Genomic DNA, 15707 nt, shown 5'->3' with positions numbered 1-15707 from the left:
GGAGGAGACCATGGCAACTCCCCGAACAGAACGCCCCGTTGTCGTCGGCGTGGACCCGGACCCCGCACATCGCCTGGCTCTGAACTGGGCGGCCGACGAGGCGAGCCTACGCCACCTGCCGCTGCGCCTGGTGCTCGCCCAGGGGATGCCGACCATCAGGGTCACCGAGGCGGACCTGGTCCCCTCCTGGGAGGAGTGGAACCGAACGCTGCACACCACGGGCCAACGCGCACTGGACGACGCGGTCGCCTTCGTCGAGGCCCACTACCCGCAACTCCCGCTGTCGGCCCAACTCGCGGAGGGCGAACCGGCATGGGTGCTGCGTGAACAGGCGCGGGACGCGGCCATGGTCGTCCTCGGCTCGAACCGGCTGCCCGCCGCGAAGGAGATGTTCACCTCCGCATCCGTGGCCCTGCCGCTGATGGCACACGCCCCGTGTCCCGTGGTGGTCGTACGCCGCCCCGAGGACACCAGCGAGGAACGCCCCCACTACGTGGTCGGCGTCGACGGCAGCCCGACGTGCCAGGCGGCCATCAACTTTGCCTTCGAGGAAGCGGCGCTGCATCACGCCTCGCTGCGCGCGATATGGGCCTGGCACCGGCCGGTCCTGGGCAGTCTCGACGAACACGCCGCGCAACAGGAGTGCCGCGAGCTGCTCTCGGAAGCGGTGTCCGGCCGGGCGTCCGCCTATCCGGACGTGGAAGTGCACCACGAGGTCGTGCCCGGCCACCCTGTCGACGTACTCACCCGGGAGTCCGCCCACGCGCTGGGGCTCGTCATCGGGACGAGAGGACACGGCGGCTTCACCGGCATGCTGCTGGGCTCCGTGGGCCACGGCGCACTGCACCACGCGGTCTGCCCGCTGATCACCGTCGGCCCGCAGGCCGAATATGACGTGGACCAACCCGGCAAACGGAACCAGGAAGCCCGAACATGAAGATCTCCGACCTGATGATCTCGCCGCCCGTCACCGTCGCCCCGCAAGCGTCGGTACGCGTGGCGGCATTCCGCATGGACGAGCAGTCCGTCGGATCGGTACTCGTCGCCGAGGACGGCACCCTGAGGGGCGTGCTGACCGATCGTGACGTCGTGGTGCGGGCGGTCGCCCCCGGTCTGCCGACGGACACCACCACCGTCGCCGAGTTGATGTCCACCCACCCGGTCACCGTGGACGTCACCGACAGCGTCGACACCGCGTACCGTGCCTTCCGCAGGTCAGGGGTGCGCCGCCTGCCCGTGGTGGACGGTCGTCGACTCGTCGGCGTACTCACCATCGACGACCTGTTCCTCGACGTCTTCCAACGCTTCGCGGACCTCCTGGGGCCGGTCTCCTGGAGCACCCTCCAGGAACCACCGGCGCGCCAGCAGCACCACCCCACCGTCCAGTCCTGACCGCGTCGCCGCGATGGCTCCCACTCAGCCAACCCGACCGCGGACGATGACGACCGGGCAGGGGGCGTGCTGCGTGCAGTGCTGACCGACCGAGCCCAGGAGCGCCTCGGTGAACCCACCGTGGCCGCGGCTCCCCACGACCAGCAGCGAGGCGCCGTCGGCGGCGCGTAGCAGTACGTTCGACGGGTTGCCGTGCTCCACGGTGGTACGGATCTCCACCGGCGGCTCCGGTCCCACGGCTTCCTTGATCGCGTCCGCCAGGATCTGCTCGGCGATGCCCTCCAGATCGAGTGCCTTGGCGTCCGGTGGCAGCCAACCGAACGAGGCGTAGGTCAGCGGAATGTCCCAGGCGATCACCGCCTCCACAGCGCCGTGGGTCAGTTCCGCCTGCCGCACGGCCCAGCGGAGGGCTTCCTTGGACGAGGTCGAACCGTCTACCCCGACGACGATCCGGGCTGCTTCACCGTGACTGTTCGACATGACCACCTCCACTGCTCAGTTCGCCGCCGCTGCCCTTTCGGTATCTATGGCTGCCGCGGACCCCGTGAGAGATCATTCGACCGGTTCCGTCAAGCGTGCCCGTGCGTCCAGCGTGGCTCCACCTCGGCCCACTCCCGCTCCCACGCCCGAGCACGGTGTCGTTCCAGTTCGACGCGTACCACGGCCCGCCGGGCGCCAGCCGCCAGCGCACATACCCCGATGGCGACGCAGCCACCCGCCAGGTCCGCCAGCGCCGCCCTGTCGTCCGAGCCCAGTGGCGGATGGCGAAGTCGGCCCTTGGCATCGATCCAGACCGTTGTCGACGTACCAGCCTTGGTTCCCGCCGGCACTTCCGTGACCGCGCTACGGCTGGAACGGTCCGGTGCCGACCACCGCACCGTCGCCTCAGCCTGCCCAGTGTCCGCCGCGCCGGTCGTGGTGAAGGCGGCGTCACCCGTCAGCACGGCCGCGGTACGGTGCCAGCCCTGCTGCTGGTGTACCAACAGCGCACTGGTCGCTTCGGCGGCAATCACCCCCGCCAACGGTGCGAACACGGCCGCCAGCAGCACCGTCAGCAGTCCGACGCACGCCTCGACGACGTCGGAACCGCGTCGAAGCGGACTATGCCGCCTCATCAACCGCCAGGTCTGCGCACCCATGGCCGTCACCCTCTTGTGCTTCCGGGCCCAGCCTGCCTCCACGCTCACGCGTCCGCACCTGCGCGATGAACGCCGACCTGCCGTTGCCAGGGGCCGTCCGGCCAGGGAGGAAGCGGTCATGATGTGAGGCCTTGCGCCCCCACGGACCACCACGGCGAGGCGCGCGGCCGGTGGCGTGGCCTTGGCCCATTGGGCCGAACCTCCTCGTTCGAAGGCCGTTGCGCCCACGCCACCCGGCCCGCGGACTGACAGGCTGCGGAGTGAGCCCCACCGTGATTCACCGAGAGGCGGCGAAGAGGCATGTCCCTTCCCTTGGTCGTGGGCACCGACGGTTCGGACGCCGCACTGCGCGCGGTGGACTGGGCGGCCGACGAAGCCGCCCTCCGCGGGGCACCGCTTCGCATCGTGTACGCGTCACTGCTGGCGCACTACGAAAGGGTCGTGCCGTCCGTGCGTACCGCGCCCGCCTCGGGAGCGGTGTTCGCCGAGCACATCGTGGCCTCCGCCAGCGAACGCTGCGAGCGGCGCCACCCCGACCTGACCGTCTCGACCGAGATCCTCGCCGAAGACCCGGCGGAGGGACTGCTCGGGCAAGGCCGCAACGCCCTCGCGATCGTCGTGGGCAACCGCGGGCGCGGTGAACTCGCGGCACTGCTGCTGGGCTCGGTCGGCCTGTCCGTCGCGGCCCGTGCCCAGTGCCCGGTGATCGTCGTACGGGGCGAGGAAACGAAACCAGGCAACGGCCAACGCTGGATCGCGCTCGGGCTGGGCGACCGGGGCACCGGGACGGCCACCGTGGACTTCGCCTTCACGGAAGCGGCGCTCCGCGGCACCGGAGTAGCCGTCGTCCACGCGTGGCGAAGCAACTACCCGGAGACGCCGACAGCCCACACGGGCCAGTTGGACGATGCCAGACAGTCCGCGCAACGCGAGGCCGAAGAGTGGCTGGAAGAGGCGCTGCGCGACGCCACGGCCAAGCATCCCGAGGTCCGGGTACGTCGTGAAGTCGTCGAGGGACACGCCCGCCAGTCGCTGCTGGACGCGGCCCGATCCGCCGAACTGCTCGTGGTGGGCGCCAGGCGACGTTCGGACGCCTTTGGCCTGCAACTTGGTCCGGTGAACCACGCGATGCTGCACCACGCCCCCTGTCCGGTCGCCGTCGTTCCGCACCAGTAGCGGCCGAAAGGAGGTGCAGCTTCATGACCGGCCGAAGCCCCAGCCTGGGCTCCACGTTCCTTGGCGGGATCCCACCAGCCAAACAGAAGACCCTGATGGAGCTGGGCCACGAGGTGACGTTCGCGGCCGGCCACCGCATCTTCCACGAGGGCGGCAGGGCCGACCGCTTCTGGGTGCTGCGCTCCGGCAGGGTCGCGCTCGACCTCCATGTGCCCGGGCGCCGGGCAGCCGATGTGGAGCTGCTGCAGTCGGAGGACCTGCTGGGCTGGTCCTGGCTGTTCCCGCCGTACGTGTGGCATCTGGGCGCGAGAGCGCTGACCGAGGTACGTGCCGACGAGTTCGACGCCGAGGCGGTACGCGCCCTGTGCGCGGGAGACCCGGAACTGGGACAGGCGGTCGCCGTGGGCGTGGCCGCCGTCGTCGGCCACCGCCTGATGACGGCCCGCACCCGACTGCTGGACCTGTACGCGCCGTACGGCAGCGGCGAGCGCGGATGAGGAATGGCGCTGACGTCAACGCATCTGTATCCGATGGCCGGTTCGACGCTCCGGGACACCGCCCACCCGCCCGGGTCGGGCGGCCCATGGGCAAGGGCCCTTCGTCCCCGTGCGGGGCCGGACGTCGGATCGGACACTTGTGGTGAGGGTCATCCGACCCGGTGAGCGCTCGGGCCCGCGTCTGGCCATGAGAGGAGACGGGGATCATGCGGCATCGAAACGTCAGCGACCTCATGACGACCTCGGTCATCACCGCACGGCGGGACACGACGTTCAAGGAGATCGCCGGACTGCTCGCGGAACATGACATCACGGCCGTGCCCGTGGTGGACGACAACGACCGCCCGGTGGGCATGGTCTCCGAGGCCGACCTGCTGCGCAAACAGGCCGGACAGCCCGACCCGGCGGGGCTCCTGGCGGAGGCGTTCGAGCGCTCCGAGCCCGGGACGGACGCGTGGCACGCTGACATGGCGAAGGCCGCTGCCACGTCGGCGGAGTGGCTGATGACCACTCCCGCGGTGACCGCCCGTCCCGAGTGGACGGTGGTGGAGGCGGCCCGGGTGATGGAGCAGCACAAGGTCAAGCGGCTGCCTGTGGTCAACGAGGCAGGGCAGTTGGTCGGCCTGGTCAGCCGTGCTGACCTGCTGCGGGTCTTCCTCCGCCGCGACCAGGCCATCCGGGAAGAGATCATGGACGACGTCCTCCTGGGAACACTGCGGCTGGCGCCGACCGACGTGTCCGTCAACGTCGTCGACGGACAGGTGAGCTTGACCGGCACCGTCGAGCGCCGGAGCCTGGTCCCGCTGGTGGCGCGGCTGTGCCGGGGTGTGGACGGCGTCGTCAGCGTCGACGCACGGCTGCAGTACCGGCATGACGACAGCAGCGGGGCCTAGGCCCGCCCCGCGGAACCGAGGCAGCGATGAACACCCTGTCCGCGGACATCGTCGTTGTGGGATTCGACCGGTCACAGGCCGCGTCGCGAGCGCTGGACTGGGCGGCCGACGAGGCCGCCCGGCGTGGGACAGAGCTGCACATCGTGCACGCCCTGGGCGTCTACCTGCCGGACACCACCCATCAGGGCGTTCCCGACCAGCACCTGCTGGTAGCCGAGGAGGACTTGGAGCGGTCAGCACGTCGTGCCCAGGAGGGCCGTGACGGTCTGGTGGTGACCTGGGAGGCGGTCTGGGACGAGCCGGTGACCGCGCTGCTCCGCATGGCCAGGCAGGTCGCGCTGGTCGTGGTCGGTGCCCGGGGGCTGAATCGGTTCTCAGCGGTGCTGCTCGGCTCGGTGAGCCAACGGGTGGCCGCACACTCGGCCGGACCTGTCGTCGTTGTACGTGGCACACAGGACAAGGCCAACACCGCCATACCGAGCGCGGTCGTGCTCGGCGCCGCCCCCGGCGAGTCGCCCGAGGCTGTGGAGTTCGCCTTCGCCGAGGCTGCCCGATGGCACGCACCACTGCACGTGGTCCGGGCGTGGTCGTACCCGCAGGCACTCCCGGGCTACCTAGCGGTGCCACCACCGGACGCCGACGAGCACGTTGCCAAGGAACGCGCCGAACTGGCAGACACGCTGGCCAGCGGCCGCTACGCCTTCCCCGACGTGGACGTGACGGAGGAGATCCGGCTGACCGAGCCAGAAGAAGCGCTGATCAACGCCTCCCACACGGCCCGCCTGGTGGTCGTGGGCGCACGACGCCAACGTCCCCCGCTCTCCATGCCCCTGGGCAAAGTGGTCCAACGCGTCCTGCACCACGCCTCTTGCCCAGTCGCGGTGATACCGATCTGACCGTAAGCCAGGCGGTGCGCCGGTCGTCTCCGCCTCGCCGCCCGTAGCGTGGAACCCATCAAGGCATTGAGGAGGCGCGTCTGTGCCTGGCAAGAAGCACCCCACAAGGAGCAGGACACCAAACAGCCCGCCGGGAGAGCGGCTGCCCCGGCCGGTGTACGAGCGGGAGCTGCTCCGCCTTCAGACGGAGCTCGTCAAGTTGCAGGAATGGGTACGGGTCAACGGGGTTCGGCTCGTCGTTGTCTTCGAGGGGCGTGACGCGGCCGGAAAGGGCGGTGTGATCAAGCGGGTCACTGAGCGGCTGAACCCGCGCGTCACTCGCATCGTGGCGTTGCCCGCACCGACGGAGCGCGAACGCGGTCAGTGGTACTTCCAGCGCTACGTCCAACAGCTTCCGACGGCGGGCGAGATCGTGCTGTTCGACCGTAGCTGGTACAACCGCGCCGGCGTCGAGCACGTCATGGGGTTCTGCACCGCTGAGGAGTACGAGCGCTTTCTGTACCAGTGCCCGATCTTCGAACGGATGCTGGTACAGGACGGCATCCTGCTGCGCAAGTACTGGTTCTCCGTCAGCGACGCCGTTCAAGAGGAGCGGTTGCGCAACAGGCTTGAGGATCCCGTCCGCCGCTGGAAGCTCTCCGCGGTCGACATGGAATCCATCACGCAGTGGGAAGAGTATTCCCGCGCCAAGGACGAGATGTTCGCGCGCACGGACATCCCCGAGGCACCTTGGTACGTCGTGGAAAGCGACGACAAACGCAGTGCCCGGATCAACATGATCGCCCACCTGCTGGCGTCGGTGCCCTACCGGGAAGTCGAGCCGGAGCCACTGCGCCTGCCCGCCCGACCACCGGCAACTGGCTATCAGCGGCCACCGCGTGACCAGCAGAAATACGTACCCGACCACGCCGCGCTCATGCACGAAGACGCAGGCGACGGATAGCGCAGCGGGTGCCGTCAAATGGTGCCGGTCACGGCAAATTGCCCACCAATGACGGTTTGGCGAGGAACGTTTCCTGGTTGGCGAGCGTGGGCTCGCTGGGGGCCGATAAGCGCATTCGCTCAGATCAGGCGGTCATGTGCGGGCTGCGTCCTGAGAAGTACTTCTTCGGCTGAGCGGCTACCCGCGCACGGCTTGTTCGGCTTGGACGGCGATCTGCGCGTCACCGTGACCGAGAAGCACTTCGGACTCGACGGTGTAGTAAAGCTGCTCGATCTCCGGGTAGGTCAACAGACCGCCGAGCCCGTCCAGTTCATCGGGCACCACTTGATCGCGCAGGCTTTCCGCTCTCTGGTCCGCCGAGCGAACAGCTTCCTCGTCACCGAGCAGAGCCGCTGCGCGGGCTTCCAGCGCGGCGGTGCGGCGCACGGCGCCTCCCACCGAGGCGAGTGAATGAATCACTCCGCCTCTCGGAACGGGCGTGGGACTATCTGTGGCCCCACGGCAGGGCCCTTCCCCGCGCCGCCGTTGGTGATGGGCCGACAGGAACAAGAGCATGGATGCTGACGAGCAGCTAGGCGACTACCCAGCCCGCCGTGATGCGCGAATCGGCCGCCTGCGTGCTGTCCACGCCTACGGACAACGTCGCGGTGAACACGTTGATCCGGGTCACCGAGACTCATCCACCGGTGGAACGGCTCCGACTGGGAGTTCCTCACCATGGTTGACAATCTGAGCGAGGCCCGGAAGATCACCATCCCGCCCAAGGGCGAAGCCGCCGACCACGAACCGGCCAAGCCTGCTACCCATCCGATGGCTCCAGGGCGCGGACGCCACCGCAGGCCCAGCTAGTGACCTTGAACTGCTGGTGTTACTCTCCTAGTTGGTCCGCCGAGGGCCGTGTGGAGCGCTGGCGACGTGTCCGATGGGGGAGGCGCTCCGACCTCGGCTGGAAGAACAGAGCACGTATGAGCCTCTAATCGTCGCGGAGTCTCAGCAGGCCATCGCATGCGGTGGTCGAGCTGAGGCTGCCCGCCGGATGGTCGACCACCTTCAAAGAAGGGGATCGTCTGGTGAGGCCCACGATGTCTGTTCGAGTACTTCTTGTGGCGCTTGTGTTCGTCTCTTCGCTGCTGACTGCTGTCGTGGCGGCTGTACTGTCGCGGGAGACGGGAACGCGCGTTGCTGGCGCGGTGTTGTTCGGCGGTGGTGCGTTCATCGCCTGGATGACGCTGTCTATCACAGTGCTTACTGCTCTTGGCTTGCTGGGAACCAGCAGGAGCCCTGACAGGAGTGACGATTAATCCGTCGTGTAGGTCCGTCGAGACTGAACCAGGCGGGGAGGCCGTAGCTCTCGTAGATACGGAGCAATAGTTTCCGGCGGAAGCGACGTGCCCAAGTGGGATGACCTCGCTCCCCCTTGGGCGTTGACCTTGGTGGGTGCGTGACGCGGGGACAGACCCCACAGCATGATGCGTCGCCACCGGTCGGCAGCCTCGGTGCCCGCCCGGCCACGAGGCTGCCGGACCGGCCGGTTGCGGTTGGGCCCGGGCCTGGTCCGCGCAGCCACACCCTGCCGCTTTTCCCCGAAGCGTATGGGCGGGTCGTTCACCATGCCGCTGTGCTGACAGGCAGTAGGCTCCCGGAGCATGAGCCCCGGGGGGACTATGCGCGGCGTTGCTCTGTCAGGAATGCCCGGAGTTCGTGCGGCTGACGGAAGCCGGAGGGGTCGGACTCGCGCTCGGGCCACAGGCCGTCGCTGACGGGGAAGACACCCGCTCGACTGAGGGCCACGGCGAACTCGTGGGGCACATGGTCCTCTTCCTTCAACGCGAGCAGACGGTCTCGCGCCGCCTGGCTGAGAGTGCTCCACCAACGGGAAAGACGGTCATTCACACTTTCCATACCCAAGCCGCTACCCCCGGCACGGAACGTAAACCTCCGGTCGGGGTGCCGCGAGTGGCCAGCCCGCACCGATCTCGCCCCCGGCGGGTGGCTCACCGGGGCACCGCCGCGGTGTGGTCGGGGCAGGGCTGGCCGGTGGCGAGCGCCCGGCCGCACGCGGATTGCCCGGCGAGGGCCAGCACGTGCTCGTGCATCCGCCGGTTGTAGCGGGCGTCGGCAAGCGCGTGGTGGTCGCTGTCGTCCAGCTTGGGCATGCCGGGGTTCCCGGCCTGGGCCCGCAGGGCCTTGAGGTCGAAGAACCAGGTGGGGACCTGGTCGGGCATAGTGCTCCAGTCGTGCCCGAGGAGCGAATGGAGACGGAATGCGTCCTGCGCCCCGTAGTAGGCGTACAGGTGGTTCTCGTAGGCCAGTGCGAAGTAGGGCTTGTACCAGCTCCTCGGTGACCCGGACGCCGCCCCGCCCAAGCCCGCGTGCTGGAACACATCGAGGCACTGCGGGAAGAGATGGCCGACATCCGCGGCCGACAGGAAGCCATCGCCACCAACCTCGGCATCACCCTGCCCCCGCTGCCGCCGCGCACCGCCCACGCCCACCACGAGCCGTAGGGAAGGGCCGCCGTGAACTTCACCCGCCTTCGTTCTTGAGGCGGAGTTGGATGCCGATCCGGCCACGTGCGGCTGGAGTGATCAGTGCTGGACGCTGGCCCGGATCGCCGAGATCTTACGCCGCCGCTTCGGCGTCGAGTACACCCTGGCGGGGCTGGAATTGCTGCTGCACCGACACCGACCGTGAGGTCTCCCAGCCGCAGACCCGCGCCGACGTCCAGGCGGCAGCGTGATCACCGCCCGCCGCTTCACGCGCGCATCGCTGGCTGGGACGGGCACACCTGCTCAGCCCGACAGCATGCGGTGGGCACCAGCGAGGCGCAGTCTGGGGTTGATGGACGATCGGCATCCGCCCGTGGTGGTGCACTCGCCGGGTCTGGCAGGTCGGCGAGTGACGATCAACGGTGAGTACGCGGGGCGAGTGCACCGGCCACGGGAACTGCGGGCTCTGCTGCGCCGTGAAGGCGTGACCCCGGGCAGAGTACGGCTGGACGACCCCTCGTTGATCGAGTGGCGCGGCGGCGGACCGGAAGTGTGGAGCTAGGGCGTTCAGCCCGCCGGAGAAGGGCTGCTCCGGCACGTCCTGGCGGCTGTAAGGGTGGTTGCGAGGACGGTCGCGTGTGCGCGGATTGCGGCCGGGGAAACGTCTCGGCTGACCCCATGCCGCATACGCCGCCGTTCGAGAGGTTCTTCTGTGAACAACATCCGCCGTACCACCGCGACCGTCACGGCAAGTGCCCTGCTCGCCCTGGGAGGCATCGCTCTGGCCACCCCCTCCCAGGCACAAACCCGCACCACCTCGCCTGACGGTGCGGCCACCGGCACCTTTCAGAGCGCCCCAGCCGTGGGCCAGATCCTCCGGGGCGCCGGCTTCCTCCTCAGCGCGCTTGTCTGACCGCCCGGACTTGACCTAGCCGCTGGTCAGGCGCCGCGGCCGGCCTTCTTCGCCGAGGTCCTTCTTGGCCGTGGCCTTCTTCGCTGCCGTCTTCTAGGCGGGCTGCCTGGCTGCGGCCTTCCGCGCGGCACTCTTCCTCGCCGGGCCGCCCGGACTTTCTTGCCTTGACGTTCGAGCGAGGCGCGGAGGGCGTCCATGAGGTGGACGACGTCCTCCGCGGGCGGGGACGCCTCCGGCGGTGCGATTCGGGGGTTCGGGGCGATGCGGTCGACCGGCCGCCCGCTCCGAGGTGTGCGCCGACATCGTCGACGGCGTTCCGCCCGACAGCGGCACGCTCATCGAGCGTCACGCCCCGCACGCGATCGTCCTGGACGACTTCCACCATCGACTGCTCACGCAGAGCAAGCGCACTCCGTTCCCGGCAGCAGCGGTTCGGCGGGCCCTGGCCAGCACGTCATCGTCAGAATAGTGACAGGCGCCAGCCCGCGTTCTCCTCCCGAACGCGCCCGCAGTTCTCGTCGTTGGCCGTCTCGATCACCAAGTCTCCTTCCGGGCCGGAGCCTCAACTGTTGGCCAGGGTGCGGTCGAGGAGGGGGAGGAGGCGGTCCCAGTGGCGTTGCAGTGCGGAGGGGCTGAAGGCATCGGTGTCGGACATGGTGTAGCCGTGGATGGTGCCGGGATAGATCTCGATGGTGTAGCCGACGCCTGCGGCATCCAGGGCCAGGTTGAGCTTGCTGATGGACTCGGACGACATGTCGTTCTCGGCGAGGCCGAGGTGTACTTGGGCAGTGAGCTTGGGGACGAGGCGGTGCGGGCTGTCGGGCGCGTCCGTGACCAAGAAGCCGGGGTGGAATCCGGCGACGGCGGCCACCTGGCCGGGATGGGCCGCTGCGGTGCGCATCGCCAACGCGGCGCCTATGCAGTAACCGATCACGGCGACCGGTCCGGCGCTGACCTCGGGCTGGGTGGTGAGAAACCTGAGGTAGTCGTCGGCGTCGCGCAGTACACGTTCGCTGGTGTGCTCCTCGACCAAGGGCATCAGCTGGGCGATGACTGCGGGCCGGATCTCTTCTCCGATGTGCTCGGGAAGTTCGATCACCGGTGCCGGGCCGTGCCGGTAGTAGAGGTTCGGGACGAGCACGTAGTACCCGTGCTCGGCCAGTTCGCGAGCCATCTCCACTAGCACGGGCCGCACGCCGAAGGCGTCCGTGTACAGCAGCACCCCCGGGTGCCGCTCACCGCCGTCGGGGAAGGCGGCGAAAGCGTCGGCCTGGCCATCCGTGGTGGGAATCTGCAGCGTCTTGGTGGGCATGGCGTACTTCCTTCCTCGGACTGATGCCAGTGCACAGCCTCTATCAGGGTTGAGGTCAACCAGAGGTCAACCAGAGATCCAACCAGCGACGATCAGCGGGCAAACCAGGCGTCGGTCAGGTTGTGTTGTCGGGGCAGGCCACGGTCGGGCGGGTGCGAAGCGTAGCAGTGACGATCAACTCAGCTGCCACCAGAGGAAATCCACTCGGCGCGAGAGCGGCGCAACTCGGGAACCTGCGGGTTCGATGCCGCCATCGTCGGGGGTGAGCCTGTGGGTTCGTGGCGAACATGCCGGGTCGGATTCGTGAGTGGTCTGCGGAAACTGCCCTGCGGAGTCCGCGAATTGAATGGCGGTCTCCTCGTCGATGCCGAAGGCGAGGGCTGGGCGGGGGCAGGTTGGCGTCGCGTCAGGCGCCGATGCGGAAGGCAGTGGCCTTGAGTTCACTGCGCAGCACCACGCGTCATTCCGTGGAGCGACGTACCCACTTGCGGGTGACATCTGACATGCGGAAACGTTGTGGCTGGGCACCCTCCCAGCGTGATCAAAAAATGCTGGTGGCCTCGCGTCGCCCTCGCGACCGAGACCCCCGTAGGGCTCTTGCAGCCCGCAGCCGTTCTTCCAGCCGCTGCCGCAACTGGGCCGAAGGCCGCTTGTGTGAGTGGTCCGGCGCAGATACCGGGGCTGCCCGCGGCTGATGCCGTAGCGGAGAAGCCGGCCGACCTCTCCGTCGCCGCGCGTCACAATCCACACCGCCGTCGTCGAACGAGTGCGATACGGAAACGCTGCCGAAGCCGCTCGCTGACTTGGACATAGTCAGAGGCATCCAGACACGCCCTCGGCCAGCCGATTTGCCCGCCGACCGCCGACCGCCGACCGCCGACCGCCGACCGCCGCACCGTCGCTGGAGATCCTGTTGCAATCCGACAGGCTCCCGAAGCCGACCTCGACGCCGCTATCCCCGGGGCTCTCCCCGCTCTGGAATTGCGGGGTTGTAGAAGGGCACATCAAGCGGATCGAAATGCTGAAGCGCCAGATGTTCGGCATGACTGGACTTCAGCCGCTTCGCAAGCGCGTTCTTCTCGCTTGACGATGCCAGTGGAAGGTGCGACTGATCGAATTGAGCCGATCACGTCCGGCGGAGGGACCTGCGGGGGGCTGCAGGTAGCGAAGGCTGTGCGGGGTGGTCGTCGATGCTCGAAGAACTCTACCCAGAGCCATATCGAAGGCGGTTGCGTGAGCATCAGGATGGCAACGTCGACGCATTTTTTCGTATGCCATGCGACCCAGTCACGCCCTTGCCCGACCGCGACCCGAAAGGGTGATCACCGGATAAGTGACGTGTCCTGTCGTCGTATTCGGCGTTAGCCGTATGAAGGGACGATGAGGCTGTCGCGGCCTCGGTGGCCGGTGGCGTACACACCACGGGCGGTCTGTGGGGGCCAGTCGCAGCGGCCTCGTCCCTGAGGGAGGGAGAACGATGGGATCTGCCGTTACTTTTGCGGAGCTTGGGCAGCTTTTCGGTGAGGCGCTTCCCGCGCGGACCGTGCTTTCGAGCGTGACGGTGGCAGGGAGTGGGAATCCCTCGTACCCGATGCTGACGAGAACGGACCACGGAACAACGGTGGTCTATGCCTGCCAATACCACCAGGATGCGGGGAGCCCCGGCCTCCTGGCCGCACTGGGACTCGCGCCCAGCTCCCCCGGGTACACCATGACATGCATTCCCGCAGCAATCTCAAGCCGCTGACCGGGCCAGTTTTCCGGGGATTCACCTCGGACTCACCCACAGTCCTGCGCTGATTCAGCGCCAGGCGCAGGCATTGTGCGCTCTCTCCTCACGCTTACCGCGGACGGCGGTGAGGCGCGCGGGATGTGAAACTCCCGCCGCCGTGCGTCGCTGCGGAAAACAGGAACTCGCCCTTGACGGAAGGGCTTCAGGGGCGATCGCTTGGATTGCCGACACGGCGGTCCGAGTCGGGGAAATACAGTTTGAAAGGGGAATGGAATGGAAAACGTCATCAGCTTCGAGGAGCTCGACAAGGTCACGGGCGAGGTGCTGCCCGAGCGCACCGTTATGGGCATCGTGTCCACGCCGTTCAACAACGTAGGCGCTGGCCACGATGGCGGCGGGGACAGCGCCAGCAGCTCCTCCGCGGCGGCCTCGGGTGGCGGCGTGTACGCTCCCGCCCCCAGCGACCACGGCACCACGATCATGTCGTCCTGTCAGTCCATCGACCGGCAGGGCACCCCGGGGCTGTTGGGCTCGCTCGGCCTGGGGAGCGAGAACCCGGCCAGCGGCATGACCTGCATGCCGTCGGCCATCTCAAGCCACTGATCGCATAGCGGCTCACCACGCCTGCTCGGGGAAGGGCCGGAAGCTCCCGGCCCTTCCCTGCCACACCGCATCGCAGACTGCCCGCCAGTCACCCCATGGAGAGCGCTCATGTCTGTGCCGTCCGCTCCACGCACCGGAGAAGCCGAACAGCCGCCGGGACGGCAGCCAGCCCGGGCGGACATGACTTCGCAGCCCACGCTGGTGGACGGGACCGAACTGGTCGGCGAGTTCGAGGGATCGGGCTACCGCGAGCCGCCACAACTGGTATGCCGACCCGACGGGCAACTCGTTCGGCTCCCCGCCATGCTCTACCAAGTCATCAAAGCTCTGGACAGTCGGCACGCGGAGCTTCGCGGTCAGCCGGTGCCCGGGCGTGAGTCGGTCATGGCGCAGGTGGCTGACGAACTCAGTCGTGAGACGGGGCGTCAATTCAGCTCAGAGCACGTGGCCTTCCTCATCGACCAGAAACTCGCTCCTCTCGGCCTCACCACTTACAGCGATGGCTCGCCGCCTCCGCCGACTGCCAAAAGCGACCCTTTCCTTGCCTTCCGGTTCCGGTTGGCAGTGCTGCCGGAACACATCACGTGGTATCTCTCCGGCCTCTTCGCATGGCTGTTCCGCCCGGTTTTGGTGTTCCTCACCGTCTGTGCCTTCGTGGCCGGTGAGGTATGGCTGTGGATCACACAGAACACCAGTGCCGCCCTGCAGTCAGTGCTCTCGGCCCCGGCCAGCGTTCTGCTGGTCTTCTTCCTGGCCATCGCCTCCTGCGCCTTCCATGAGATGGGCCATGGCGCGGCGTGCAGGTACGGAGGCGTGCGGCCCGGACCCATGGGGTGCGGAATCTATCTCGTCTGGCCCGCCTTCTACACCGACATCACCAACTCCTATCGGTTGGGCCGTGCAGGGCGCATCCGGGCCGACCTAGGTGGTGTCTACTTCAACGCGTTGTTCGTCCTGGGCCTGCTCGCGCTCTACGTCTCGACAGGCTTCCAGCCCCTTGTGGTGGCGATCCTCTCCGTCAACCTCGAAATCATCCAACAGCTGCTTCCCACGCTGCGGTTCGACGGCTACTACATCGTCGCGGACCTGGTCGGAATTCCGGATCTCTTCAAGTACATCGGCCCCATTCTCAGACGGGTACTGCTGAGGCAACCACACGACGGCCGACTCCAAGCCCTCAAACGATGGCCTCAGGCCATCGTGGCCGTCTGGGTCATGTGCGTCGTCCCGGTACTCCTTCTCCAATTGGGCATGGTGGTCTTCAAACTGCCCCAACTGCTCCAGTCCGACTGGCAGAGAACCAACCTGCTGGTCGAGAACGCCCTAACCGCAGGCAGCCAGCCCTTGGGCATGGCCTCGGCATGCCTCCAGATCCTGTTGCTCGCGCTCCCCGTCGCTGGACTGACGCTGGCACTGGCGCGTCCTGCGCGCTCCGTCATCCGTATGGCAAGCCGCCGGATGACGCTACGACGGCGGACCGAAGCGCACGGCCGTCAGCCGCACGCCGAGAGCGGTTGACCGCCCTCTTGGACGGGCTGACTCCGCAGGCGGCGCTGCTGCCCGACCGCTATCCGCCGAAGCTGCTACGGCAGTTCCTGCGGCGGCACTTGGACGCTCTCAAGTTGGGCGGCTGACCTCTAAAGACGCACTGTCGTGGAACGAGCATCGACTGACGCGCGCTTAACAGCCAGGATAGGAAAGGCTCAGTATGTACGCCCCCCG

Annotated in this window: 21 protein-coding genes and 1 pseudogene; 16 read left to right on the top strand and 6 right to left on the bottom strand. The window is 67.9% G+C overall.

Annotation, left to right across the window (positions count from 1 at the left end; all coding sequences use genetic code 11):
• The first annotated feature begins 10 nt into the window (after window positions 1-10).
• Both O5O46_RS08595 and O5O46_RS08590 read left to right on the top strand, forming a co-directional pair.
• A complete protein-coding gene (locus O5O46_RS08595) occupies window positions 11-937 on the top strand; it encodes a universal stress protein (RefSeq protein WP_269854707.1) in 927 nt (308 codons plus the stop codon).
• Window positions 934-1392 carry a CBS domain-containing protein gene (locus tag O5O46_RS08590; RefSeq protein ID WP_269854706.1) on the top strand — a complete coding sequence of 153 codons (459 nt, stop codon included), beginning with the start codon at window positions 934-936 and terminating at the stop codon, window positions 1390-1392. Before O5O46_RS08595 ends, O5O46_RS08590 begins: the two co-directional genes overlap by 4 nt.
• A gap of 24 nt (window positions 1393-1416) precedes the next feature.
• Here the strand turns inward: O5O46_RS08590 and O5O46_RS08585 are convergent, their stop codons facing one another.
• The gene (locus tag O5O46_RS08585) at window positions 1417-1872 is read right to left on the bottom strand and encodes a universal stress protein (protein WP_269854705.1); all 456 of its coding nucleotides are present in this window, start codon (window positions 1870-1872) and stop codon (window positions 1417-1419) included.
• Window positions 1873-1961: 89 nt separating this feature from the next.
• A complete protein-coding gene (locus tag O5O46_RS08580; RefSeq protein WP_269854704.1) occupies window positions 1962-2579 on the bottom strand; it encodes an Rv1733c family protein in 618 nt (205 codons plus the stop codon).
• 252 nt (window positions 2580-2831) lie between these two features.
• Here O5O46_RS08580 and O5O46_RS08575 point away from each other — a divergent pair, with 252 nt between their 5' ends.
• The 5 genes from O5O46_RS08575 (at window position 2832) to ppk2 (ending at window position 6936) form a co-directional block, all read left to right on the top strand.
• Window positions 2832-3707, top strand: a complete 876-nt coding sequence (locus O5O46_RS08575) for a universal stress protein (protein ID WP_269854703.1) — start codon at window positions 2832-2834, stop codon at window positions 3705-3707.
• Between the two features lie 23 nt (window positions 3708-3730).
• Window positions 3731-4204: a cyclic nucleotide-binding domain-containing protein gene (locus O5O46_RS08570; protein WP_269854702.1), complete on the top strand. Its 474-nt coding sequence runs from the start codon at window positions 3731-3733 to the stop codon at window positions 4202-4204.
• 206 nt (window positions 4205-4410) lie between these two features.
• Window positions 4411-5097 (top strand): CBS domain-containing protein, encoded by a 687-nt coding sequence (locus O5O46_RS08565; RefSeq protein WP_269854701.1) that lies wholly within the window; start codon window positions 4411-4413, stop codon window positions 5095-5097.
• Window positions 5098-5123: 26 nt separating this feature from the next.
• A complete protein-coding gene (locus tag O5O46_RS08560) occupies window positions 5124-5993 on the top strand; it encodes a universal stress protein (RefSeq protein WP_269854700.1) in 870 nt (289 codons plus the stop codon).
• A gap of 82 nt (window positions 5994-6075) precedes the next feature.
• Entirely contained in the window at window positions 6076-6936 is an 861-nt protein-coding gene (gene ppk2 / locus O5O46_RS08555) for a polyphosphate kinase 2 (RefSeq protein WP_269854699.1), read from the top strand.
• A gap of 177 nt (window positions 6937-7113) precedes the next feature.
• Here ppk2 and O5O46_RS08550 read toward each other — a convergent pair whose 3' ends face one another.
• Window positions 7114-7362 carry a hypothetical protein gene (locus O5O46_RS08550; protein WP_269854698.1) on the bottom strand — a complete coding sequence of 83 codons (249 nt, stop codon included), beginning with the start codon at window positions 7360-7362 and terminating at the stop codon, window positions 7114-7116.
• A 252-nt stretch (window positions 7363-7614) separates the two neighbouring features.
• Here O5O46_RS08550 and O5O46_RS08545 point away from each other — a divergent pair, with 252 nt between their 5' ends.
• A complete protein-coding gene (locus tag O5O46_RS08545; RefSeq protein ID WP_269855142.1) occupies window positions 7615-7785 on the top strand; it encodes a DUF6087 family protein in 171 nt (56 codons plus the stop codon).
• Between the two features lie 813 nt (window positions 7786-8598).
• Here O5O46_RS08545 and O5O46_RS08540 read toward each other — a convergent pair.
• Window positions 8599-8838, bottom strand: a complete 240-nt coding sequence (locus O5O46_RS08540; RefSeq protein ID WP_269854697.1) for a hypothetical protein — start codon at window positions 8836-8838, stop codon at window positions 8599-8601.
• A gap of 92 nt (window positions 8839-8930) precedes the next feature.
• Entirely contained in the window at window positions 8931-9302 is a 372-nt protein-coding gene (locus tag O5O46_RS08535; protein ID WP_269854696.1) for a hypothetical protein, read from the bottom strand.
• A 6-nt stretch (window positions 9303-9308) separates the two neighbouring features.
• On the opposite strand from O5O46_RS08535, the gene O5O46_RS08530 reads away from it, so the two are divergent.
• The 5 genes and pseudogenes from O5O46_RS08530 (at window position 9309) to O5O46_RS08515 (ending at window position 10807) form a co-directional block, all read left to right on the top strand.
• Window positions 9309-9443 carry a hypothetical protein gene (locus O5O46_RS08530; RefSeq protein WP_269854695.1) on the top strand — a complete coding sequence of 45 codons (135 nt, stop codon included), beginning with the start codon at window positions 9309-9311 and terminating at the stop codon, window positions 9441-9443.
• A gap of 31 nt (window positions 9444-9474) precedes the next feature.
• Window positions 9475-9618 (top strand): annotated as a pseudogene (locus O5O46_RS35460) (helix-turn-helix domain-containing protein); the annotation flags it as partial.
• A 159-nt stretch (window positions 9619-9777) separates the two neighbouring features.
• Window positions 9778-9987: a hypothetical protein gene (locus O5O46_RS08525; RefSeq protein WP_269854694.1), complete on the top strand. Its 210-nt coding sequence runs from the start codon at window positions 9778-9780 to the stop codon at window positions 9985-9987.
• 150 nt (window positions 9988-10137) lie between these two features.
• Window positions 10138-10338 (top strand): hypothetical protein, encoded by a 201-nt coding sequence (locus O5O46_RS08520; protein WP_269854693.1) that lies wholly within the window; start codon window positions 10138-10140, stop codon window positions 10336-10338.
• A 238-nt stretch (window positions 10339-10576) separates the two neighbouring features.
• Entirely contained in the window at window positions 10577-10807 is a 231-nt protein-coding gene (locus O5O46_RS08515; protein ID WP_269854692.1) for a hypothetical protein, read from the top strand.
• A 93-nt stretch (window positions 10808-10900) separates the two neighbouring features.
• Here the strand turns inward: O5O46_RS08515 and O5O46_RS08510 are convergent, their stop codons facing one another.
• Window positions 10901-11650: a dienelactone hydrolase family protein gene (locus O5O46_RS08510; protein ID WP_269854691.1), complete on the bottom strand. Its 750-nt coding sequence runs from the start codon at window positions 11648-11650 to the stop codon at window positions 10901-10903.
• Window positions 11651-13655: 2005 nt separating this feature from the next.
• Between O5O46_RS08510 and O5O46_RS08505 the strand changes: the two genes are divergently transcribed.
• From O5O46_RS08505 to O5O46_RS08495, 3 genes are all read left to right on the top strand, one after another.
• A complete protein-coding gene (locus O5O46_RS08505) occupies window positions 13656-13985 on the top strand; it encodes a hypothetical protein (RefSeq protein ID WP_269854690.1) in 330 nt (109 codons plus the stop codon).
• Window positions 13986-14093: 108 nt separating this feature from the next.
• The gene (locus tag O5O46_RS08500; protein WP_269854689.1) at window positions 14094-15503 is read left to right on the top strand and encodes a hypothetical protein; all 1410 of its coding nucleotides are present in this window, start codon (window positions 14094-14096) and stop codon (window positions 15501-15503) included.
• The gene (locus tag O5O46_RS08495; RefSeq protein WP_269854688.1) at window positions 15500-15619 is read left to right on the top strand and encodes a TetR family transcriptional regulator C-terminal domain-containing protein; all 120 of its coding nucleotides are present in this window, start codon (window positions 15500-15502) and stop codon (window positions 15617-15619) included. The genes O5O46_RS08500 and O5O46_RS08495 overlap by 4 nt, the downstream gene beginning before the upstream one ends.
• The last annotated feature ends 88 nt before the right edge of the window (window positions 15620-15707 follow it).

Source organism: Streptomyces sp. RPT161 (assembly GCF_027533845.1).
Lineage (GTDB): Bacteria > Actinomycetota > Actinomycetes > Streptomycetales > Streptomycetaceae > Streptantibioticus_A > Streptantibioticus_A silvisoli_A.
Note: the sequence above shows the minus strand (reverse complement) of the source record. Positions and strands in the feature narration are given on the sequence as shown.

Coding starts and splice junctions, on each gene's coding strand:
- O5O46_RS08505 (WP_269854690.1), top strand. CDS start 13,656: ATGGAAAACGTCATCAGCTTCGAGGAGCTCGACAAGGTCACGGGCGAG.
- O5O46_RS08590 (WP_269854706.1), top strand. CDS start 934: ATGAAGATCTCCGACCTGATGATCTCGCCGCCCGTCACCGTCGCCCCG.
- O5O46_RS08565 (WP_269854701.1), top strand. CDS start 4,411: ATGCGGCATCGAAACGTCAGCGACCTCATGACGACCTCGGTCATCACC.
- O5O46_RS08575 (WP_269854703.1), top strand. CDS start 2,832: ATGTCCCTTCCCTTGGTCGTGGGCACCGACGGTTCGGACGCCGCACTG.
- O5O46_RS08510 (WP_269854691.1), bottom strand. CDS start 11,650: ATGCCCACCAAGACGCTGCAGATTCCCACCACGGATGGCCAGGCCGAC.
- O5O46_RS08595 (WP_269854707.1), top strand. CDS start 11: ATGGCAACTCCCCGAACAGAACGCCCCGTTGTCGTCGGCGTGGACCCG.
- O5O46_RS08560 (WP_269854700.1), top strand. CDS start 5,124: ATGAACACCCTGTCCGCGGACATCGTCGTTGTGGGATTCGACCGGTCA.
- O5O46_RS08585 (WP_269854705.1), bottom strand. CDS start 1,872: ATGTCGAACAGTCACGGTGAAGCAGCCCGGATCGTCGTCGGGGTAGAC.
- O5O46_RS08500 (WP_269854689.1), top strand. CDS start 14,094: ATGTCTGTGCCGTCCGCTCCACGCACCGGAGAAGCCGAACAGCCGCCG.
- O5O46_RS08525 (WP_269854694.1), top strand. CDS start 9,778: ATGGACGATCGGCATCCGCCCGTGGTGGTGCACTCGCCGGGTCTGGCA.
- O5O46_RS08570 (WP_269854702.1), top strand. CDS start 3,731: ATGACCGGCCGAAGCCCCAGCCTGGGCTCCACGTTCCTTGGCGGGATC.
- O5O46_RS08540 (WP_269854697.1), bottom strand. CDS start 8,838: ATGGAAAGTGTGAATGACCGTCTTTCCCGTTGGTGGAGCACTCTCAGC.